Genomic DNA, 19,376 nt, shown 5'->3' with positions numbered 1-19,376 from the left:
GTTAAATCGTCCGGAGGCGCGCCGGCCGCTCGGCGCTGCTCGCCTGGGCGGTGCTTTCAGCTGCGCCGATCTCAGTGATCGCAGCGCGCTCGATTCTGTACGCCGTGCCGATGAATGAGGGACCGTTGCCGGTGGAACGCATCATGGAAGCTCCTCGGTCTGAAAGTCAGGTCGAAAAATCGGGGGCAGCGGGCGGGAGAGGATGCCCGCCGCCCCCGTCGCAGCAGCGATCAGAACTTGACTGTCGCTTCGACGCCATAAGTGCGCGGCATGCCGCGGTTCAGATAATCGTAGCCGAACACGTTCAGGTTGAGGCCGTAGGTGTAGTAATATTTGTCGAACAGATTCTTCGCCCACAAGCTAACCGACATATTGTCGTGCGCATAGGTTAATCGCGCATTGGCGAGCCAGTAGCCCGGATTTGCGCATGTAATCGCCTTACCCGCGAGCGTTATGTTCGATCCCGCTGGGGGTGTATCGCACGGTGTCTGCCCATAATTCTTGAACGGATCAAAATAGTACTTGCCCATGTAGGACGCATCACCGCGCAAGGTCAGCTTGTTGGTGCCGTCATCGATCATATCCCAGTCGAATCCGGCCTGGAACGTAACCTCCGGCGCGTTCGGGAAGGGATTGCCGTTGACGTTCAATGTCGGGCTTGCCGGGTTTGCCGGATCGATCACATTGCCTTTGTACTTGCTGTTGAGATAGCCCAGCGAAGCATCGAAACGCAACGTATCGGCCACCTGCCAGGCGAGTTCGGCCTCGCCACCGAACAGGCGACCATTGGCGCTGCGCGTGAAGGTTGTAGCGCCAACCACCTGCGTTACTTGGTGATTCGAATACTCGTAGTAGAAGCCCGCGAGGTTAAGTTGGACGCGGCGATCGAACAGCCGGGTTTTGAGCCCCGCCTCATATGCATTCACCTTTTCAGGCTGGATATAATAGACTTGATTGACGCCCTGATAGGCAAGCCCGTTGAAGCTGCCGCTGCGGTAACCGCGACTGTACTGGAGATAGCCCATGATATCATCGGCGAACTCATAGCTGACATTGATACGGCCGGTTAGCCTGTTTGCCTTTTCGCGCTGCTCAAGCGGCGCGAGATTGGGGTTGTATGGATTGCTGTAGGGGATCAGGTTGACAACCGGCGTCGTACCGTCGAGCGCATAGAGGAAAGTGCTGCCGTTAAGGTAATTGACCTTATCCTGGGTGTAGCGTGCACCCACCGCCACGGTCAGCCGCTCGGTCGTTTTCCAGGTTACGTCGCCGTAGATCGCCTTCGAGGGGCGCGACACGTCAAAACGCTGTTCGCCGAGGATCGGGGTGAACGGAGGCGCGCCTGCCCCGGCGCAGCCCGCCGAAAAGCTACCCCCCATGCCGCCATTGCCCGTATTATTGATCGCGATGTCGGTCTGGAGTGCAATCAGCGAGCGTGCATCAAGGAAGCCGTTGGGATTGATCTCGATCGCGTCGCAGAATCCGGCATCGCCAGGCCCCAACGCCGGATTGGCGGCAAAGGCTGGGATATAGCGGATCGCGTCGGGCGTTCCGATTGCGGCGTTATTGTAGCTGCCCGGAAGACCGGCGCCAAGCAGCAGCGGCCTCAGCGCCCCGAAAAAGTCCGGGTAGTTGACCGTCTTGACCTTGTCCCTGCCATAATAAAGGCCGGCAATGATATCGAGGCGGTCGTTCGAATAGCTGAAACGCAGATCCTGGTTGAAATTCTTGCTCGTCGACGTGAGGCCGATCGAGCAGAGATCGGCTGGGCCGCCATCGCAATCATCAGGATTGTTGATATAGTCGCCGGTGTCGTAGCCGGTAATCGAGGTGACGGAGAATTGGTCGCTGACATCCCATTTGATGTTGAGGGCTATCCCTTTCGACTTGCTGATGTTCTTACCTACCCGATCAACTGCGACCTCATTGTCACGCAGCAACCGCCCGCCTAGGAAAGGTTGCGGATCGTAACGCGAATAGCCGAGCGCATCCTGCCCGCCCGCGAGTTGACCACCTGCATAGGGCGCGGTGCCCCATGGATCGTCCTTCGCGGCATAGAGCTTCAAATTGATGTCGAGATCGGGATCGGGCCGGAAGCGGATCGAGATGCGACCGCCGATCGTATCGGTGGTCCCTAGGTCGCGCTCATTCCCAGGCAGTACATTGCGCTGCCAACCATCCCCTTTTGCAAAAGTACCGGCGACGCGGACGCCCAAGATGTCGGGAACCAGCGTCGCTTCAGCGGCGCCCTGCACCGTGAAAGTGTCGTAATTGGCATAGCCGGCGGTCAGATAGCCATTGGCCTCTCCCAGATCCGGCTTGCGCGTGAAGAAGCTGATCGCGCCACCCGTGGTGTTGCGACCGTAGAGTGTTCCTTGCGGTCCGCGCAGTACCTCGACCCGGTCGATGTCATAGAGTTGCAGGCCATGGCTCGCCCGGAAGCTCTGATAGACTTCATCGACATAGACGCCAACCGGCGACGCAGTGGAGGCGGAAAATTCGTTCGCCACTGAAATCCCGCGCAGCGAGAAATTCGGTTGGGTGCGACCATAGGGAGTGGTGACTTGCAGGCTGGGGGTCGCGCCCATCAAGTCTGAGGTCTCCGTGATGCCGCGCGTGCGCAGCGTCTCGCCGCCTATGGCGGAAACGGCGGCCGGAACATCCTGCAAATTCTGTTCGCGCTTCTGCGCCGTGACGACGATTGTCTCAAGGCCACCTTCCTGCGCCTCGGGCTTTTCGCCCTGCGATGCAGCGTCCTGGGCATGTGCCGGCACTGCAAGCGCACACGCGATCGATAGCGCGGTGGCACAAAGCAAATTTGTCCTAAAGGCTGTGACCATGACTGCCCTCCCCACGGCATTTTTTGATTTGGCGCCATTTGCCGCGCCTTGGGGCTCATCGTCCAATTCAATTTGTTGGCGAACTATTCCTTCCACTCATTGATTGAGGATTGTTGAGCCTGCACCGGCGACGTCTCGTGGCGGAGCAAATGACCCCATACACTTCATTGGAATAGTCACGCTGAGCGCGCCCAGCGGGACGGATGCGCGCGCGCGAGGCGTTCCAATCCAGCTTTTCCAAACGGTGTATCGGTGTAATCGGCGGTGCCAACGGTTTTCCCTTGCCGAGTAGCAAAGGAAATCAGCTATTCGGGTGACCGTGAATGCACCATCTCTGTCGCCGTGAGCGGCGACAGCGCGCCTTGAAAGCAGCCCCGTCGACATCCGCGTATACGGGCTGTGCATTGTGCCGTTGTTGGATCATGAAGATGAGGTACGAATTCATCTGGCGATACGGATTCTCAGGCACGCCAAAGGGCCGTGTCTGGACGGCCGAATCGGTCGATGACCGAAGCCCTCATTCGCTTGCTTCCTGTGCACGGCTCAGAAGGCGACGCGGTCACTGCCCTTGAGACCGAGGATTTCCCTCGCTTCGGCGGGGCTCGCGGGTTCGTGACCCATTTCGGCGAGGATGCGCTTGATCTTCTCGACCTGCTGGGCATTCGAAGCCGCAAGGACGCCGCGTTCGATGAAAAGGCTGTCCTCGAGCCCGACGCGGACATAGCCGCCGAGCAACGCCGCCTGCGTCAGAAAGGGCATCTGGTGCCTACCCGCGGCGAGCACCGACCAGCGGTAATTGCCGCGTCCGAAGAGGCGATCGGCGGTTTCCTTCATATAATGAAGATTTTCGAGATCGGCACCGATGCCGCCCAATATGCCGAAGATCATCTGGACGAAGAAGGGTGGCTTCACCAGGCCGCGATCGACGAAATGGGCGAGATTGTAGAGATGGCCGACGTCATAGCATTCATGCTCAAATTTGGTACCCGCCTCCGCCATCGTCGTGAGGATCGTCTCGATATCGCGGAAGGTGTTGCGGAAGATATAGTCGTCGGAGCCGGTGACATAGTCCTTCTCCCACGCGTATTTCCAGTCGGCGATGCGCTTCGCGGCGGGGAAGAAGGCGAAATTGAGCGAGCCCATGTTGAGCGAGCAAAGCTCGGGCTTGAAACGCGCAGAGGCGGCGAGGCGCTCGGCGACCGGCATGGTGGCCGCACCGCCCGTCGTGATGTTGATGACGGCGTCGGTGCGCTGCCGGATCACGGGCAGGAAGCGGGCATAGACCTCGGGATCGCCGGTCGGCCTACCGTCCTCGGGGATGCGGGCATGGAGATGCAGGATCGCCGCGCCCGCTTCGGCGGCGGCGATCGACTGCTCGGCGATCTCCTCGGGCGTGACCGGGAGCGCGTCCGACATCGTCGGCGTGTGCGCCGATCCCGTCACCGCGCAGCTGATGATGACCTTGTTGCTCATGGCCAGACTCCATTCAATCGTCGAGGACGGCGACCGCGCGGGTCCAGCCTGCCGAAGCGCCTTTGATCTTGGTCGGGAAACACATCACGGTGAATCCGGAGGATGGAAGCGCTTCGAGATTATGCAGCTTCTCCAGATGGCAATAGCCGATTTCCCGACCCGCTTTGTGCCCCTCCCAGATCAGGTCGGCATTCCCGGTTTCGGCATATTTCTGCGCCGTGTAAGTGAACGGCGCGTCCCATGACCATGCATCGGTCCCTGTCACCCGGACACCGCGCTCAAGCAGGTGAAGCGTGGCTTCGCGGCCCATTCCACACCCCGCGTTGACATAGTCATCCGTGCCGTAGGCCGAACCGGCCCGCGTGTTGATGACCACGATGGTCAGCGGGCTGAGCTTGACGCCGATCCGATCGAGTTCAGCCCGAACATCCTCGGCGGTCACCACATAGCCATCGGGGAAATGCCGGAAATCGAGCTTGACGCCTGGTTGGCAGCACCAGTGGAGCGGAACCTCGTCGATCGTGATCGCCCGCTTGCCCCCATCCATCGTCGAATGAAAATGGTAAGGTGCGTCGAGATGCGTGCCGTTGTGCGTGATCAGCTCGACATGCTCGATCGCCCAGGCCTCGCCATCGGGCAGGTCGCTGGCCGTCATTCCGGGGAAGAAGGCCAGCATCTGTTCTCGTGTATCATCGTGCCCGAAATATCGGACCCGTGGACGAAAGGCCGCCGGATCCGATACGATATCATTCTCGATGGGCATCGAAATGTCGATGATGGACTCGGCGGTGGGAATCGTGATCATGAGAATATATTCCCGGCTAGAACTTATACCCGATGGTCACGCCATAGGTTCGCGGCTCCTCGAGGAAGCCGTTGACGCCAAATCCCACGATGCTGGAGCTGACAAAGGCGTTTGAGATGTACGTCTTGTTGGCGAGATTCTTGCCGTAGACGGTCACGCTCCAGCGATCGCCCGGATCGGTGTAGATCAGCGAGGCATTGAGCTTGGTCTTTGCCGGCTGCGACACCTGCGGAACGTTGAAGGCACTGAAATAGACCTTATCGACCCACAAGACCTCTCCGCGAAGGGCAAAGGATCCATGGTCCGAGCGCACGGTATATTGTGCCATGGCGTCGACCGTCCATTTGGGGGCTTGCGGCAGGCGGTTGCCGGCGTTGTTGAAAGCCGGTGCGCCGGTCGCCGGGTCGACGGTGCGCCCGTCACCTCCGGGTCGCGCGGGATCGATACTGATGAAACTGTCGAACTTGGCGTTGAGATAGGAGCCGGTCAGACCCAGTTCTAAGTCGGGCGTGGGGCGCGCGCGCAACTCGAGCTCGGCACCGTAGATCGTCGCTGTCGCCGCATTCTCCAGCGCGAGTGACGCGTTGACCACCTTGCCGACCTGGAGATCCTTGTAATCATAATAAAAGCCGGCAAGATTTATGCGGAGCCGCCGATCGAGGAATTCCGATTTCAGGCCCCCTTCATAGGCCGTGACCTTCTCCGGCTTCACGGGCGGCTGCACGCCGCCGACATTGTAGGTGCCGCTTTTGAAGCCTCGCGAAACCGAGGCGTAGAGCAAAGCGTCGGGCGTGATTTGATACTCGAGCGCCACTTTCGGCGTGAAGGATCGGAAGGTCTTGTGCGGTTGGCAGGTCGGGACCGATGGGATATCGGCTCCGCACTGGGCGAGCGGCGCGACGGGATTGGCGGGCGAATAGGGTCGCGCGAGGTCGAACTGAAGCTGTTCGGAAATGCCTTTTCGCTCGATGCTGTAACGGCCACCGACGACGAGGTGAATCTCCGGGGTCAGATTGTAGGTCGCTTGCCCGAAGATGGCGCCGGCATCAGTCTCGAGACGCCCGCCGGCATAATAGCCCTGGCGGATGACGCCGGGACCGCCGAAGCCAATATCATTGTAGGGAATGATGATCGCGCCGGCGTCATTTTCGTGGAAATAAAATGCCCCCAGCAGCCATCGGAACCGGTCGGATTCGGACGAGAGCTGAAACTCCTGGCTGAACTGTTTGTCGTCTTCGTTCTGGAAGATCGGCGCGAGACGAAAACTGGTGGAATCGAGGTCCGATCCGGTAATGTATTTCGTGCTGCGATAGGCCGTGATCGACTTGGCTGTGACGCCGCCGAATCGATATGCAATCTCGCTGCTGACACCCCAGATCGTGCGCCGGTTGAACGGATCGGCTTCGTTTGCGATATCGCGCGGATTGCTTGCGGTGACGCCGCCGAACTGAATGCCGAAAGGTGTGATTGTCTGGCCGCTGGCAGTCTGGCCCGCGGGTCCGAAATAATGATAGCCGTTCGCGTTGTCATTTTCTCGATGATAGTCGGCGATCAGAGTGATGGTGAGATCGTCGGCGGGTAAAAGCTTCAGCGTACCACGGATCGAACGGGCATTGGTGTCGTCGATCCTAGTGCCGGTCGTGATGTTTCGGCCATAGCCGTTGCGGTCGTCCGTCGAGAAAGCGATCCGCGCGAGCACTTTATCAGAGACAATCGGGCCGCTGACGGCGCCGTCGAACGCCAAACGACCATAGTTGCCGACCGTGACATCGCCATAACCCGAAAACGTGTCGGTGGGCTGGCGCGTTATGAGGTTGATTGAGCCGCCGGTCGCGTTGCGGCCATAGAGCGTGCCCTGTGGCCCGCGCAGAACTTCCACGCGATCGACGTCGTAGAATGCGCTGAGCGCTGCGGCGCCGCGCGAAATGAACGCGCTGTTGAGGTGGAAAGCGATACTTCCCTCGGCGCCGGTGCTGAGGTTGTCGAGGCCGATGCCGCGCAGCGAGATTCTCGCGACGCCGAGCTGCTGGCCGAGGTTGAGATTGGGGACGGCGGCCTGCAGACCCTCGATGCTGTTGATGCCCGCCTTCGCGAGGTCATTGCCGGATAGGGCCGTCACCGCGAGAGGAATTTTCTGCACCGACTCGCTGCGCTTCTGCGCAGTCACGATGATGTCCTGAAGACCGGCGCCCTGATCCTGTGCGGCGGGCGTCGATACGGCCTCCGGCTGCGGAGTGCTCGCAGCCGATGAAGCCGGCTCAGTCTGTGCGTAAGCGCTTGTGCCAACGACCGCAGGCAAAAGAAGTCCGATCCGCGCGGCGCGCGGCCAAAGCTTATCCATTTCGTAATCCCCTCCTCGTTGGACGCCGACGCGGTTCATGCGGCGCCTTTGGTTTCCTACCCCGCTATGCGGCCAGGTTCTGGCGCGCGGTCTCCTCCATCTCTGCCATTGCCGTGGTGTTGGGCGGCGGAACGAGCGGACCGCGACGCAGGGCCTGCTCCATGATCCGCTCGCGCGAGCCCTCCGCCATGCGGAGCAACTGCTTGAAGTCGACGCCAGTCAAGCGACCGTGGCGCTTCACGACCTCGCCGCGCAGGACCACCGTATCGATGTTGGAAACGTTAGCCTGCAGCACGACCGCGCCCACCATGTCGTTCAGCGGCATGAGGTTGAAGTCGTTGGGCGCGATGAGAACGATATCGCCATCCTTGCCCGGCGTGAGCGATCCCGTGCGATGATCAAGACCCATCGCTTCCGCGCCGTTGATCGTCATCCACGCGATCGCGTCACGTACCTTGAATGGGATATCCTCAGGCATCCGACCTTGCGCATTGACCGGATCGTTGGCCAGGACGCGCGCGTCTTGAAGACCGAGGCGTGCCTGCGTGAGTAGGTCGCCACCGTTGCAGGAGATAACGTCGGCCCCAAGTGTAGGCTTGATGCCGACATCGTGGGCGCGGCCGATCAAGGGGTGGCCCATGCCCATCTGCAGTTCCGTATCGGGCGTGCATGAAACCTTGGCGCCATTATCGGCGAGCAGGCGAAGTTCGTTGTCTGTCACGGAATTGCAATGCACATGGACCTGGTCGGGTCCAAGGAGTCCGGCCGCCGCGAGTTCCTCTATACCGCTGCAAAAAGCGGAGCCCCAGAAACAGTTCGTGTGAATTGTTTGCTGCACGCCAAGTCGGCGGCCTGTCATGATCTCCTTACGCGTCGAATCGAACGGATACATCCCGACCTCGGTGATCGCGACCGCCATGCCCAGCCGCTGATCGTCCGACGAAAAATGCTGCGTCCTTATCCGTTCCGCATCGGCGATGCGTTGGTCGACGCTCGTAAAATAAGGCCGGTCGACCGGTGCTGGATAGAAGCCGTAGGCATAGAGGCCAGCAATCCGGGCGTCCCGCAGGCCGCGGATGGCCTCATCGGCATGTTCCGGACTGTGCGACGTATGTGAGAAGTCATAGAGCGTCGTGATCCCGGCGTTCAGAGCTTCTAGGGCGCCGATATAATTGCCCACATAGACATCTTCTGGCGTATAGACGGGCGAGATGTTGAAGCGGATGCAGCGCATATACTGCATGAGGCTCATGTCGGCGCAAATCGCGCGTAGCTGAGTCTGCCAAGTATGCCGATGCGTATCGACCATGCCTGGCATTACAATCGTGCCGGTCGCGTCGATCTCCTCTGCCTCATCATGGTGAAGGTTTTGACCGATCTCAGCGATGCGTCCGTTCACGATCAAAACATCCCCACTGGGCACGTCGCCGATCGCAGGATCGCCGGTGATGACATAGCCGTTACGGATCAGGATCGGTCTCACAGTTTCGTTCCCCTACCATCTATTTTTGTGACGGAAGCCAGCGTAGGCTGCGCGTCCTTGATCGAGTGATACGAACGTTCCACTCACATGTCAATTCGGGGCGCTTTTGGGGGAGAAGATGATTGAAATTACCAGATATTAAGCCAAAAAAGGCAATCTCCAAGCCGCAAACGGAACGACCGGATCTGCGCGAGCAGATCCTGGACGCCGCCGAGTCGCTGTTCGCGGACCGGGGCTATTTCGGCGTTTCGGTGCGAGAAATAACGGATGCAGCGTCCACACGGCTCGCCGCTGTGAATTATCATTTTGGAACCAAGGAAGCGCTGTTCACGGAAGTCATAGAACGCCGCAGCGCGTGGTTGAACGAAGAGCGGCTGCGAAGGCTTGCGGAGCTGGACCTCGATCCAGATCGCCCGGAAGCATCGGCTCGACTTCTCATCCGCGCATTTTACGGCCCCCTCTTGAGCCGTTTTGAATCCGGTGAGCCGGGGTGGATGAATTATTGTCGCCTCATCTCACAGATAGCAGGCGTGCAACTCTGGATGGACGAAATAGTTGCACCGCTATTTGATGAAATATCTCGCCGATATGTCGAGGCGATGATATCTATCAAACCAAAGTCATCGCGCGATGATGCCTTGCAGGCCTATCAGTTTATTCTGAGCTGTACGCTGTACACATTCGCCGACAATCGCCGGATCGATCACATGTCGGGTGGGCGACTTTCTTCACGGAACATCTCGGTGACCCTGAAGGCCATGGAGGACTTTTGCGTGGGGGGATTGTTATCGTGTCTTAGGGTACAGGGCATTGGCAAGCTCGATGGTTGATGCCGCTCACCGTGATTGCCTGCTTGATTGAACGAATGTCCGCCATGAGGGCGCTCTTCCGACGTAGGTGAATTTGTGACGTAGGGCATGGTAGGATATGATACGATACTGCTTCTTATTGTTCAGTCCCACTATTCACGGATGCATCTAAGTAACTGACGTTTATAATAATTATGGTGGAAAGCCGCGCTCTTAATCAGCGGTTCCGAGCCGTGACGCTTATCGCGAAGCCGCCCAACGAGGGCGCTGCCAATACGGCTGTCTCCGGTCGCTCGGCGGCAAGCGCTGGATGGGCGCAGAACAGCCCGTGAGCTGTGAGAACTCGATAGGATCCTTCTCGACATCCGACACTGCGGTTGCCGCGTCGATCACGTCGGCCCAATCTTGCAGCATCCGCCTTCGCGGGGTGAGATAGAGCGCGCTGTTATAGGCGCCGCGCACTTCGTCCTCATCCTCGTGGGCGAGCGCCATCTCGATCCAGTCGGGCTTGTAGCGTTCGGCTTCGTTCGCCCAGGTCGAGCCGAGCCCCCGAAACCCATGCACCGTCTGCCGGCCAAGATAGCCCATGCGGTAGCAGGCATAGATCATGGTGTTCTCGGAAATAGGCTTTCCAGGCTTGGCTCCGGGAAAGAGGAACGCATCGTTCGTCGCCTGCAAGCGGCGCTGAACGATCATTGCGGCCTGGCGGGACAGCGGAACAAGATGCTCACGTTCCATCTTCATGCGCTCCGGCGACAGACGCCATAGCGGGTTCGGTCCATAGAGATCCTCGAACTCGTCCCTGGCCGCGAAGCGGGTTTCGCTGGTTCGGACCCATGTGAGCAAGGTGAACAGCAGCGCGTCACGGGTGATCTCGCGGCGGCGCGGCGTGTCCTCGCCGTCATAGGCGAAGATCGCCCGCACCAGCTTCGGAAACTCCGCGAGCGGCACGCGCGCCATGTGCCTGACGGGCGGCTTGGGCTTGAGCGCATCGTTGAGGCCGAGCGTCGGATCGATGGTCGCCCAGCCGCTCGCGATCGCGAAGCGATAGATCTGGCTGACGTTCTGCTTGAGGCGACGGGCGATATCGAGGGCGCCGCGCGCTTCGACCGCGCGGATCATCTCGAGAATCTCGGGCGGGTCGATTTCCGTGATCGGACGCTTCCCGATGACCGGAAAGACGTCGCGCTCCATCCGGTTGATGACGCGCAGGGCATGGGCCGAGTCCAGCCCTTCAATACGATTGGCGTGCCAGGCCCGCGCAATCTCTTCGAACAGCTTGAGCGCGGCCCTCTGCTTCTTCGCCCGCTTCCTGGCCTCGGCGGGGTCCTCACCCTGATCGAGCAGCCGCTTGGCTTCGGTCCGCTTCTCGCGGGCGATCGCCAGCGTGACGGTCGGATATTTGCCGAAGCTCAGCAGTTTTTCCTTGCCGTCGAAGCGGTATTTCAGGCGCCAGAGCTTCGATCCGTTCGGCTGGACGAGCAGGTGCAGGCCTTCTCCATCGGACAGCTTGTAGGGGCGCTGCCGCTTGGTGGCGTATTTGACCTCAAGTTCTTTCAAAGCCATCTGGGGGTATCGCCTGTTTTGGGGACAGCCGAAAAATACCCCCAAAATACCCCCAATCCAAATCGCCGTGGGTGGCCGCAGCGGGTCGCACCGGGACGCCGGCGTACGCAACGGGACGCGAAAAATATTTGATTTTCCTCGAAAAATGTCTGCCAGTGGCCTCAGTGGGCCACCGGTGGACAATCCGGGATGGTAGCGGAGGAGGCGCTATAACTTTCGTCTCAGGCGATTTCAGAACGTCCTTAAGTCCACTGTAAAATCAGCGATTTATCTTGTAACGTATTCGCGGTCGGTCGCTTCGAATTGCCTGAATTCCCGCCGAAATGTGGGAACGATTGTGGGAACAAAATGCCGCCTTTTCGGGGGTGTGATTCCCTAACAGGGACTCGAACCTGATGCCGCTGACGATCCTGAAAGTAAAGAATGCCAAGCCCGGTCGCCACGTCGATGGCCGTGGCCTTTGCCTGCTGGTGAAGCCAAGCGGTGCGCGGACTTGGATGCTGCGAATGCAGTTGAATGGGCAGCGCCGCGACTATGGGCTGGGTTCAGCACTGGACGTTTCGCTAGCCGAAGCGCGTGAGGCCGCCTCCAAGTTGCGCAGGCAAGTGCGCGAAGGCTTCGATCCTGTTGCCGAGCGCCGCAAGGCACGGAAGGTCATCCCGACCTTCGAGGTCGCAACCCGGAGCTGCCATGAAACACTTGGCGACGGTTGGAAGGAGGGCCATCACGCGCGTTGGCTGTCTGGCTTTGAGCGGCATGTCTTTCCCCGGATCGGAGGGAAGCAAGTCGATCAGGTCGATAGCGCCTGCGTTGCCGAGGCGCTCTCCCCTATCTGGCTGGAGGTTCCCGAAACGGCGAGGCGCATGTTGCAGCGCATCGGCGTGGTGTTGGATTTCGCCCACGTCAAAGGCTGGGTGCCGGAGGAAGTTTCACTGCGATCCGTTCGCAAGGGGCTACCGCGCCAGAACGACAAGCGCGGCCACATGGAGGCCATGCCCTATGCTGAAGTCCCTGCCCTCATGCGGAAATTGGCGAACGCTGCGCCGACGATCGGGCGCGACGCCTTGCGCTTCACGATCTACAACGCTGTCCGATCGAACGAAACCCGGCTTGCAGTCTGGACAGAGTTCGACCTGGACAACGCGGTCTGGACTATACCCGGCGAGCGTATGAAGGCCCGCGAAACTCATGTCGTGCCGTTGTCCGCACCCACGGTCGCATTGCTCCGCAGGCGATGGGACGAGCGCGCCAGCGATATCGGCCTCGTCTTTTCCAAGGATGGAAAGAAGCCGATCAGCGACATGACGATGACGAAGCTTTTGCGCGATGACGGCATAAGCGGCGTGACGGTTCACGGCTTCCGCTCCGCCTTTACCGACTGGTCGTCGGAATGCACCGAATATCCCAAGGAGGTGGCAGACAAGGCTTTGGCCCACAAACTGCCCGACAAAGTTGAAGCTGCCTATCGCCGAACTGACTTTTTCGAGAAGCGGCGCGGCTTGATGAAGCTGTGGGCGGACTATCTGGATAGCCCGCCCCGCGCCGAGGCAACGCCAGCCGATGCGGCGGCAGAGCCTACAGAGGATCGCGTTGCTGCCTGATTAGCTCATGCAAGCTCGCAGTGGTAATTCGGGTGGACTTGCCAAGTTTGACGGCCTGCACTTCGCCACTGGCAATTAGTTCGTAGAGTTTGGTCCGGCCCACACCGATCATGCGGGCGGCATCGTTGACCCGGACGCATATTGGATCAGGGAGCGCGTTCATGACACCCGGCTCTCCCTCTGACTGTGGCGGTAGGCAGCAGGATCGGCGATCCAGCCGCTCACTGCCGATTCATGCCAACCCGCACCGTGGATGCTGATCCTGACCTGGGGCGGAAATGTCCCCTCGGCGATCTTGCGATAGAGCGTGGAGCGGGAAAGGCCGGTGCGGTCGAGAACGGTCTTGAGGCGGATGATCTTTTCGGCATTCGACATGGGACTTGCTTCCATAAGTTGGCAGTTGATGAAACCTCCCGAGACCAAGGATTGGCGGCCTGCTTCGCGAAGGCAAGAACATTTCCGGTACATCGTAGCGCAGGGCGCAGTCGGATGGATTGGGAAAAGGACGCCATGACAAGGCAATAGAAGGCATGAGACGGAAAGGCGCGGCGAGAAATGCGAGGGCGCGGAAAGCAGTTCAAACAAGAGTTTTGCGGTAATGCGCTTCATCGTCGGGCATTTGCGCCGTCATCGCCGCAAATCTGCGTCGGCATCGGTGGATTTTGCGCGCGAATCGCGCAAATTGCCGGTTCAACTTGGTGCGCGCTATCGGGTTCTGGCTTTTCAACCCGCCTGTGGGCATGTTCACGAGATGAGCAACCCATTGCCAACCCGATTGCCCTGGCCACCCGATTTCCCCGATGTAGTGATCCACACAGATGTCCGCACACGTGATAACCATCCGGGTTACGCCGCCGCAAAGGCGGGGGATGCCGAGGCGGCTCTCATGCTGGCATCCGATCTACTGTCGCCAGATGGAATAGTGAGTCTTCACGAGATCATCGGCAATCGGCCTACTCTGCTCCTGCCGGTCGTGGCCGACGAGTTGACGGGATTCAACGCGATCCCCGATGCGATGGCGCAGGTGTTGGGCAGCGAACTTGGAACCCCCGTCATCGCCGGTGAAATCGTCCAGACAAACAAAGTCGGCCATACCCGTGCCCCGGCATTTCAGCGGCTGGTTACCCCGGCGACGTTCGAAGGGCAGGTCCAGCCGGGTGCAAACTATGTGCTTGTTGACGATCACGTCGGCCTTGGCGGCACTCTCGCCAACCTGCGCGGTTACGTCGAGGCGCGCGGCGGAGAGGTCATCGCGATCACGACCCTGACCGAGAGCCGGGACGCGCGCATAATTTCATTTCAGCCCGCAACCCGAATTGTGTTATGGGAGCATCATGGCCAAGCACTTGACGACCTCTGGAAAAGCCAATTCGGCTACGGGATCGACTGCCTCACGGAAGTCGAAGCCCTCAACCTATGTCGTCAGCACTCCGTTGCCGCCATCGAGGATTTCCTGGCTCAGGCAGCAGTCGAAGCACGTGGCCGAGGTCTCCAGACAGCGGTTGAGCCAGGTGACTGATTGAGGACGTAAGAACTTTGCATAGTCGCGGTCTAAAAGCGGATGATGGCAACGAATCCGCGTTGAGTTTGACAGGGTTTCTTCCCAGTGTTCCAGTCGAACATGTCTTGGATCGATTTGGCGCTGCTGGCAGAAACGAAGTAGGGTCAGTCAAACTTGAGAGTCCCGAAAGCTCCGCCGCACTCGCCGTTAACTGCTTCGGTTGGTTCATCTCCCGCCCGTCACGCTTCCCTTCACTTCCAGGACTCGACACCAATGATCCTGTCGAGATGGTGGACTTGGAGGAGTTCACCGCACGATTCCCGTGGGCAGGCGGACGCTATTCTTGGCTGGATGCGGTGAACCACGCCCGTTCCGTCACTTCCCCCAACAGGCGCGTTCAATGCCCCATCGACACGCCGCCGCTCCGCTTGGGCCGGGGCGCTAGCCAGATGAGTGCCGCAGCGATCAGCAGAATTGCGGATGTCGTCCAGAAGACGTGCAGCACAGACAGGGTCGTGGCCTCTACCTCGACCATGTTGCTCAGCATTTGGCGCGCACCCTCGGGTGAGAAGCCCAGTCCGGCAATTGCGCCGCCTTCAGCGTCCGGTTGCAGAACGCCCGCTATATCGTTGCGTGCCGCGCGCTGGGTGTCGCCCCAATAGGTCAGCGAAACCGAAGTCGCGAATGCCGTCGCAATGGTACGCATGAAACTTTGCAAGCCTGCGGCTGATGCGACTTCATGCTCGTCCACGGTACTCAACGTCAGGTTGATGATCGGCAACATCAGGAAAGTCATGCCCAGCCCTTGAACGAATTGGGGTATGCTGAGTGTCCAGAAATCGCTGTCGGTGGCCCAGAATGTCCGCAAGAGCCCCATCACGGCCAGCCAAACGATGCCTCCCGAAACCAGCAAGCGGGGATCGAGCCGCGGCATCAGCATCACGACAAGCGGTGCTGTCAGGAGACCCGCGATCGCCGAGAATGAAGACGAATAGCCTGCCTGCGTCGCGGTGAAGCCCAGCCATGCCTGTTGCCACTGCGGAACAATCACAAAGCCCGCGAAATAGGCGCCGAAACTGATTGAGAGGACTACGAGGCTGACACTCAGCCCCCGATGCCGCAGAATGCGCAGATCGACCACGGGATGGTCTTCGGTGAGTTCCCAGACGACAAAAATCAGGAATGCGACAGCCGACGTTATAGCCAGCACGACGATCAGCGGGTCACCGAACCAGTCATGGTTGCGGCCAATATCGAGGATGACCTGCAAGCAGCCGACCCAAATAACCAGCAGAACAAGGCCAACATAATCGATTGGCAAGACGCGGCGTTCGGTTTCAATCGGGCGGAGCAGGACGGCCCCGCCGATGATGGAAAGCAGGGCAACTGGCACGTTGATCAGGAATATCCAGTGCCAGGACCAGTTATCGGTCAGCCAGCCCCCGATGATCGGGCCGAGTGCAGGCCCAAGCAGCAGCGTCATTGCCCACATGCCCATGCCGATGTTTTGCTGCTCGGGCGGGAATACGCGCAGCAGCAGGGTTTGCGACATAGGCATCAGAAAGGCCCCGAAAATGCCCTGTCCGAGGCTCTGTTGCAAAAATCGTGAAGCTTGAGCATGCTTGGCGGAGATTGGACGGACGGAACGATGACGGATTTCAAGTGGCGCCATTTCCAGGGTGATGTGATCCTGTGGGCGGTGCGCTGGTATTGTCGCTATCCGATCAGCTATCGCGACCTTGAGGAAATGCTGGCGGAACGCGGCATTTCGGTCGACCATACGACGATCTATCGCTGGGTCCAGTGCTACGCCCCGGAGATGGAGAAGCGGCTGCGCTGGTTCTGGCGGCGTGGCTTTGATCCGAGCTGGCGCCTGGATGAAACCTACGTCAAGGTGCGGGGCAAGTGGACCTACCTGTACCGGGCAGTCGACAAGCGGGGCGACACGATCGATTTCTACCTGTCGCCGACCCGCAGCGCCAAGGCAGCGAAGCGGTTCCTGGGCAAGGCCCTGCGAGGCCTGAAGCACTGGGAAAAGCCTGCCACGCTCAATACCGACAAAGCGCCGAGCTATGGTGCAGCGATCACCGAATTGAAGCGCGAAGGAAAGCTGGACCGGGAGACGGCCCACCGGCAGGTGAAGTATCTCAATAACGTGATCGAGGCCGATCACGGAAAGCTCAAGATACTGATCAAGCCGGTGCGCGGTTTCAAATCGATCCCCACGGCCTATGCCACGATCAAGGGATTCGAAGTCATGCGAGCCCTGCGCAAAGGACAGGCTCGCCCCTGGTGCCTGCAGCCCGGCATCAGGGGCGAGGTGCGCCTTGTGGAGAGAGCTTTTGGCATTGGGCCCTCGGCGCTGACGGAGGCCATGGGCATGCTCAACCACCATTTCGCAGCAGCCGCCTGATCGGCGCAGAGCGACAGCCTACCTCTGACTGCCGCCAATCTTTGCAACAGAGCCGTCTACGCATACCAATTCGCCATGACTCAATCACAATGAAGTTGCGAAAGGTCTGAGTAGTATTGGCAGACATATTAAATAGAGGATCGCGCCGACAATCCAAACCCAACCGTTCCATGCTCCTATGGTGGCAGAATAGAGTGCCGTGAAGCCAAGCGGTCCCGCGATAGAGCTTAGATTTGTGAGGCTTGTAAGCGTTCCCTGTAAAGCTCCTTGCTTGTTACTGCTGACATTGTTTGAAAGCATTGCCTGCAAGGCCGGCATGCCAACACCTCCGGCGGCAAGCAGCAACAAAATCGGGAACACCATCCATCCCTGCGTGGCAAAAGCCAGAAGAATGAAGCCAGTCGCATCCGCAGCCATGCCAAAGAGTAGCGTGCGCCGCTCTCCAAGCCGGCTTGAAAGCGGGCCGGTAACAAACGCTTGGAAGATCGCATGTGTTGCTCCAAATGCCGCAAGCGACAAACCAACAGTCGTGGTGTCCCACTGAAAACGGTCCTCGCCATAGATGACCCATAGGGCCGCAGGCACTTGGCCGATCAGTTGAATAATGAAGAAGACTGCGAAAAGCGCAGCTAGCCCGCGCAATGCATCATCCAGCCGGAACAGAACGAATGGTTTGATGCGAACCGGCTTTCCGGTCCCGCCATGGCTGTGATGAGTCTCCTTGAGAAAAATGCAGGCAAGCAGGAACGCGAAGCCGTTGAGAAGGGCAGCGGCGATAAACGGAGCATGGGCAGAAATACCACCGAGCATGCCACCAAGTGCTGGCCCGGCAATCATGCCTGCTCCATAACAGGCCCCCATGTAGCCGAACCAGCGTGCGCGAGAACCTTCCCCCGTCGAATCGGCAATGGTTGAGGCAGCTACGGCTCCGGTTGCTCCCGTGACGCCAGAAACGAGTCGGCCGATATAGAGAACCCATAAGACCGGCGCTGATGCCATAATCGTGTAATCGACTCCGGCCCCCGCAAGAGAAGCCAGAAGCACCGGACGCCGGCCGTAAGCATCTGAAAATTTTCCAAGCACGGGCGCGAAGACGACCTGCATCAACGCATAGAGTGACAGCAAAGCACCATAGTGACCAGCGACCTGTTCCGCCGGCACAAGCTCGCGCAGAAGCGTCGGAAGGACCGGCATGATGAGGCCGAGTCCCATGGCGTCGAGACTGACGATCAGCAGGGCGATGATGGCAGAGCTGCGCACCTGAAACTCCAGCGCCGCTCAATGCGAGCGACTTTATCAATGATAAGAACATAGACATAGAAATTATCGTTGATAAATTGTCAAGCACTGGCAGAGGAACGTGAATGACCAAACTGGACAAAGGCACCGTGATCGCAGCGGCGCTGGAGCTGCTGAACGAGGTTGGCATGGACAACCTGACGACGCGAAAGCTCGCTGAACGCCTCAAGGTTCAGCAGCCTGCGCTTTACTGGCATTTCCAGAGCAAGCGCGCGCTGCTTGACGCACTTGCGGAGGCGATGTTGACGGAACGCCACACCCGCTCGCTACCCGAAGAGAACGAAGACTGGCGGCTATTCCTGAAAGAGAACGCCCAGAGTTTCAGAACGGCGTTGCTCTATTATCGCGACGGGGCGCGCATCCATGCCGGCACTCGACCGACAGAACCGAATTTTGGCACTGCCGAGACACAAATACGCTTTCTCTGCGCGGCGGGCTTTGGTCCGAAGCACGCTGTTTGGGCGCTCCGGGCGGTCAGTCACTATGTGGTCGGTTCCGTTCTCGAGCAGCAGGCATCTGATGCCGATGAGAGAATGTCGGACAGATCAGATGTGTCCGGGCAGGCAGCATCGTCCTTCCTGCACGATCTGTTTCACGAGTTGGAAACAGAAGGCATAGATGCTGCGTTCAACTTCGGACTTGACAGCCTCATCACCGGTTTCGAGCGGCTACGTTCATCTACAACAGATTAGAGGCTTATCCCCCTCTGCCGCGCGAGTTGCCACGATTCCGATCCGCCCTGCACGACGCCCATGACCTCGCGGCCGAGCTGGCGGTCGATGACCGGCCGCCAGCGGTGCCCTCCGTGATTTCGATGTCGAGATTGGGATGGTCCTTCCGATACTGGCCGACCAGCTCTGCAAGGAAGCTGCCCGGAATCAGGGCATAGACACCGATGCGTAGCCGGCCGCATTCGCCTTGCGCTGTCATGTCGGCGGTCTTGACGGCGTGATCGAGCTGATCGACGCCCACCGCGACCAGCTCCATGAAATGTCTGCCTGCATCCGTTAGCCGGACGCATCGCGCATGGCGCTCGAACAGCAGGACACCAAGATTTTCTCCAGCGCCTTCACGCGCGCGCTGACGCTCGACTGACTGACGCCGAGCGCGTTGGCCGCGTGCCGAAAATTCAGATGCTCGGCAACGGCCATGAACTGAACAAGGGAAATGAGCGGTATCCTGCCGGACAGGATACCGCCATTCATGAAGCTGCGATGACGGGTGCGCCGCATGGGTGCCGACCGT

16 protein-coding genes and 2 pseudogenes are annotated in these 19,376 nt (G+C 59.4%); 5 read left to right on the top strand and 13 right to left on the bottom strand.

Annotation, left to right across the window (positions count from 1 at the left end):
- Position 1 precedes the first annotated feature (1 nt).
- The 6 genes from E2E27_RS18870 to E2E27_RS17905 form a co-directional block, all read right to left on the bottom strand.
- A complete protein-coding gene (locus E2E27_RS18870; RefSeq protein WP_011415058.1) occupies positions 2-145 on the bottom strand; it encodes a hypothetical protein in 144 nt (47 codons plus the stop codon).
- An 85-nt stretch (positions 146-230) separates the two neighbouring features.
- Positions 231-2,774: a TonB-dependent receptor gene (locus E2E27_RS17925; protein ID WP_141462114.1), complete on the bottom strand. Its 2,544-nt coding sequence runs from the start codon at positions 2,772-2,774 to the stop codon at positions 231-233.
- A gap of 609 nt (positions 2,775-3,383) precedes the next feature.
- Positions 3,384-4,313, bottom strand: coding sequence for a 3,5-dioxohexanoate:acetyl-CoA acetone transferase (gene kce, locus E2E27_RS17920; protein ID WP_011415056.1), 930 nt, complete (start codon positions 4,311-4,313; stop codon positions 3,384-3,386).
- A gap of 13 nt (positions 4,314-4,326) precedes the next feature.
- Positions 4,327-5,118 (bottom strand): cyclase family protein, encoded by a 792-nt coding sequence (locus E2E27_RS17915; RefSeq protein ID WP_011415055.1) that lies wholly within the window; start codon positions 5,116-5,118, stop codon positions 4,327-4,329.
- 16 nt (positions 5,119-5,134) lie between these two features.
- Positions 5,135-7,498 (bottom strand): TonB-dependent receptor, encoded by a 2,364-nt coding sequence (locus tag E2E27_RS17910; protein ID WP_231726127.1) that lies wholly within the window; start codon positions 7,496-7,498, stop codon positions 5,135-5,137.
- 25 nt (positions 7,499-7,523) lie between these two features.
- The gene (locus E2E27_RS17905) at positions 7,524-8,942 is read right to left on the bottom strand and encodes an amidohydrolase family protein (protein WP_058454905.1); all 1,419 of its coding nucleotides are present in this window, start codon (positions 8,940-8,942) and stop codon (positions 7,524-7,526) included.
- Between the two features lie 122 nt (positions 8,943-9,064).
- Here E2E27_RS17905 and E2E27_RS19220 point away from each other — a divergent pair, with 122 nt between their 5' ends.
- Positions 9,065-9,772 carry a TetR/AcrR family transcriptional regulator gene (locus E2E27_RS19220; protein ID WP_058454906.1) on the top strand — a complete coding sequence of 236 codons (708 nt, stop codon included), beginning with the start codon at positions 9,065-9,067 and terminating at the stop codon, positions 9,770-9,772.
- Between the two features lie 219 nt (positions 9,773-9,991).
- Here the strand turns inward: E2E27_RS19220 and E2E27_RS17895 are convergent, their stop codons facing one another.
- Positions 9,992-11,317: a tyrosine-type recombinase/integrase gene (locus tag E2E27_RS17895; protein ID WP_082657688.1), complete on the bottom strand. Its 1,326-nt coding sequence runs from the start codon at positions 11,315-11,317 to the stop codon at positions 9,992-9,994.
- A 395-nt stretch (positions 11,318-11,712) separates the two neighbouring features.
- Here E2E27_RS17895 and E2E27_RS17890 point away from each other — a divergent pair, with 395 nt between their 5' ends.
- Entirely contained in the window at positions 11,713-12,918 is a 1,206-nt protein-coding gene (locus tag E2E27_RS17890; RefSeq protein WP_141462112.1) for a tyrosine-type recombinase/integrase, read from the top strand.
- Here E2E27_RS17890 and E2E27_RS17885 read toward each other — a convergent pair.
- Positions 12,893-13,030, bottom strand: coding sequence for a helix-turn-helix domain-containing protein (locus tag E2E27_RS17885; protein WP_234036307.1), 138 nt, complete (start codon positions 13,028-13,030; stop codon positions 12,893-12,895). The two genes, E2E27_RS17890 and E2E27_RS17885, sit on opposite strands and share 26 nt — an antisense overlap.
- Positions 13,031-13,077: 47 nt before the next feature.
- Positions 13,078-13,293, bottom strand: a complete 216-nt coding sequence (locus E2E27_RS17880) for a helix-turn-helix transcriptional regulator (RefSeq protein ID WP_141462108.1) — start codon at positions 13,291-13,293, stop codon at positions 13,078-13,080.
- Between the two features lie 223 nt (positions 13,294-13,516).
- Between E2E27_RS17880 and E2E27_RS17875 the strand changes: the two genes are divergently transcribed.
- A complete protein-coding gene (locus E2E27_RS17875) occupies positions 13,517-14,437 on the top strand; it encodes a phosphoribosyltransferase (RefSeq protein ID WP_141462106.1) in 921 nt (306 codons plus the stop codon).
- Between the two features lie 379 nt (positions 14,438-14,816).
- Here the strand turns inward: E2E27_RS17875 and E2E27_RS17870 are convergent, their stop codons facing one another.
- Positions 14,817-16,091 carry a DHA2 family efflux MFS transporter permease subunit gene (locus E2E27_RS17870; RefSeq protein ID WP_141462104.1) on the bottom strand — a complete coding sequence of 425 codons (1,275 nt, stop codon included), beginning with the start codon at positions 16,089-16,091 and terminating at the stop codon, positions 14,817-14,819.
- Between E2E27_RS17870 and E2E27_RS17865 the strand changes: the two genes are divergently transcribed.
- The gene (locus E2E27_RS17865; RefSeq protein ID WP_001389365.1) at positions 16,068-16,832 is read left to right on the top strand and encodes an IS6-like element IS6100 family transposase; all 765 of its coding nucleotides are present in this window, start codon (positions 16,068-16,070) and stop codon (positions 16,830-16,832) included. The genes E2E27_RS17870 and E2E27_RS17865 overlap by 24 nt on opposite strands.
- An 84-nt stretch (positions 16,833-16,916) precedes the next feature.
- Here the strand turns inward: E2E27_RS17865 and tet(G) are convergent, their stop codons facing one another.
- Complete coding sequence (tet(G), locus tag E2E27_RS17855; protein WP_141462102.1) at positions 16,917-18,092, bottom strand: tetracycline efflux MFS transporter Tet(G); 1,176 nt, start codon at positions 18,090-18,092, stop codon at positions 16,917-16,919.
- Positions 18,093-18,196: 104 nt separating this feature from the next.
- On the opposite strand from tet(G), the gene tetR reads away from it, so the two are divergent.
- Positions 18,197-18,823, top strand: a complete 627-nt coding sequence (gene tetR, locus E2E27_RS17850; protein WP_023517523.1) for a tetracycline resistance transcriptional repressor TetR — start codon at positions 18,197-18,199, stop codon at positions 18,821-18,823.
- Here tetR and E2E27_RS18865 read toward each other — a convergent pair.
- Together E2E27_RS18865 and E2E27_RS19100 are read right to left on the bottom strand one after the other, a co-directional pair.
- A pseudogene (locus E2E27_RS18865) lies at positions 18,820-18,924 on the bottom strand (DUF3363 domain-containing protein); the annotation flags it as partial. The gene tetR and the pseudogene E2E27_RS18865 sit on opposite strands and share 4 nt — an antisense overlap.
- Positions 18,924-19,363 (bottom strand): annotated as a pseudogene (locus E2E27_RS19100) (LysR family transcriptional regulator); the annotation flags it as partial. The pseudogenes E2E27_RS19100 and E2E27_RS18865, both read right to left, overlap by 1 nt.
- Positions 19,364-19,376 lie beyond the last annotated feature (13 nt).

The sequence above is a fragment of the Porphyrobacter sp. YT40 genome (assembly GCF_006542605.1).
Classification (GTDB): domain Bacteria; phylum Pseudomonadota; class Alphaproteobacteria; order Sphingomonadales; family Sphingomonadaceae; genus Erythrobacter.
This window is presented reverse-complemented; position numbering and strand designations above follow the sequence as displayed.

Bases quoted from the DNA above. Each gene is read 5' to 3' on its own strand.
- E2E27_RS17870 (WP_141462104.1), bottom strand. From the start codon at position 16,091: ATGGCGCCACTTGAAATCCGTCATCGTTCCGTCCGTCCAATCTCCGCC.
- E2E27_RS18870 (WP_011415058.1), bottom strand. From the start codon at position 145: ATGATGCGTTCCACCGGCAACGGTCCCTCATTCATCGGCACGGCGTAC.
- E2E27_RS17880 (WP_141462108.1), bottom strand. From the start codon at position 13,293: ATGTCGAATGCCGAAAAGATCATCCGCCTCAAGACCGTTCTCGACCGC.
- E2E27_RS17895 (WP_082657688.1), bottom strand. From the start codon at position 11,317: ATGGCTTTGAAAGAACTTGAGGTCAAATACGCCACCAAGCGGCAGCGC.
- E2E27_RS17865 (WP_001389365.1), top strand. From the start codon at position 16,068: ATGACGGATTTCAAGTGGCGCCATTTCCAGGGTGATGTGATCCTGTGG.
- E2E27_RS17890 (WP_141462112.1), top strand. From the start codon at position 11,713: ATGCCGCTGACGATCCTGAAAGTAAAGAATGCCAAGCCCGGTCGCCAC.
- E2E27_RS17915 (WP_011415055.1), bottom strand. From the start codon at position 5,118: ATGATCACGATTCCCACCGCCGAGTCCATCATCGACATTTCGATGCCC.
- tetR (WP_023517523.1), top strand. From the start codon at position 18,197: ATGACCAAACTGGACAAAGGCACCGTGATCGCAGCGGCGCTGGAGCTG.
- E2E27_RS17910 (WP_231726127.1), bottom strand. From the start codon at position 7,498: ATGAACCGCGTCGGCGTCCAACGAGGAGGGGATTACGAAATGGATAAG.
- kce (WP_011415056.1), bottom strand. From the start codon at position 4,313: ATGAGCAACAAGGTCATCATCAGCTGCGCGGTGACGGGATCGGCGCAC.
- E2E27_RS17885 (WP_234036307.1), bottom strand. From the start codon at position 13,030: ATGATCGGTGTGGGCCGGACCAAACTCTACGAACTAATTGCCAGTGGC.
- E2E27_RS17875 (WP_141462106.1), top strand. From the start codon at position 13,517: ATGCGCTTCATCGTCGGGCATTTGCGCCGTCATCGCCGCAAATCTGCG.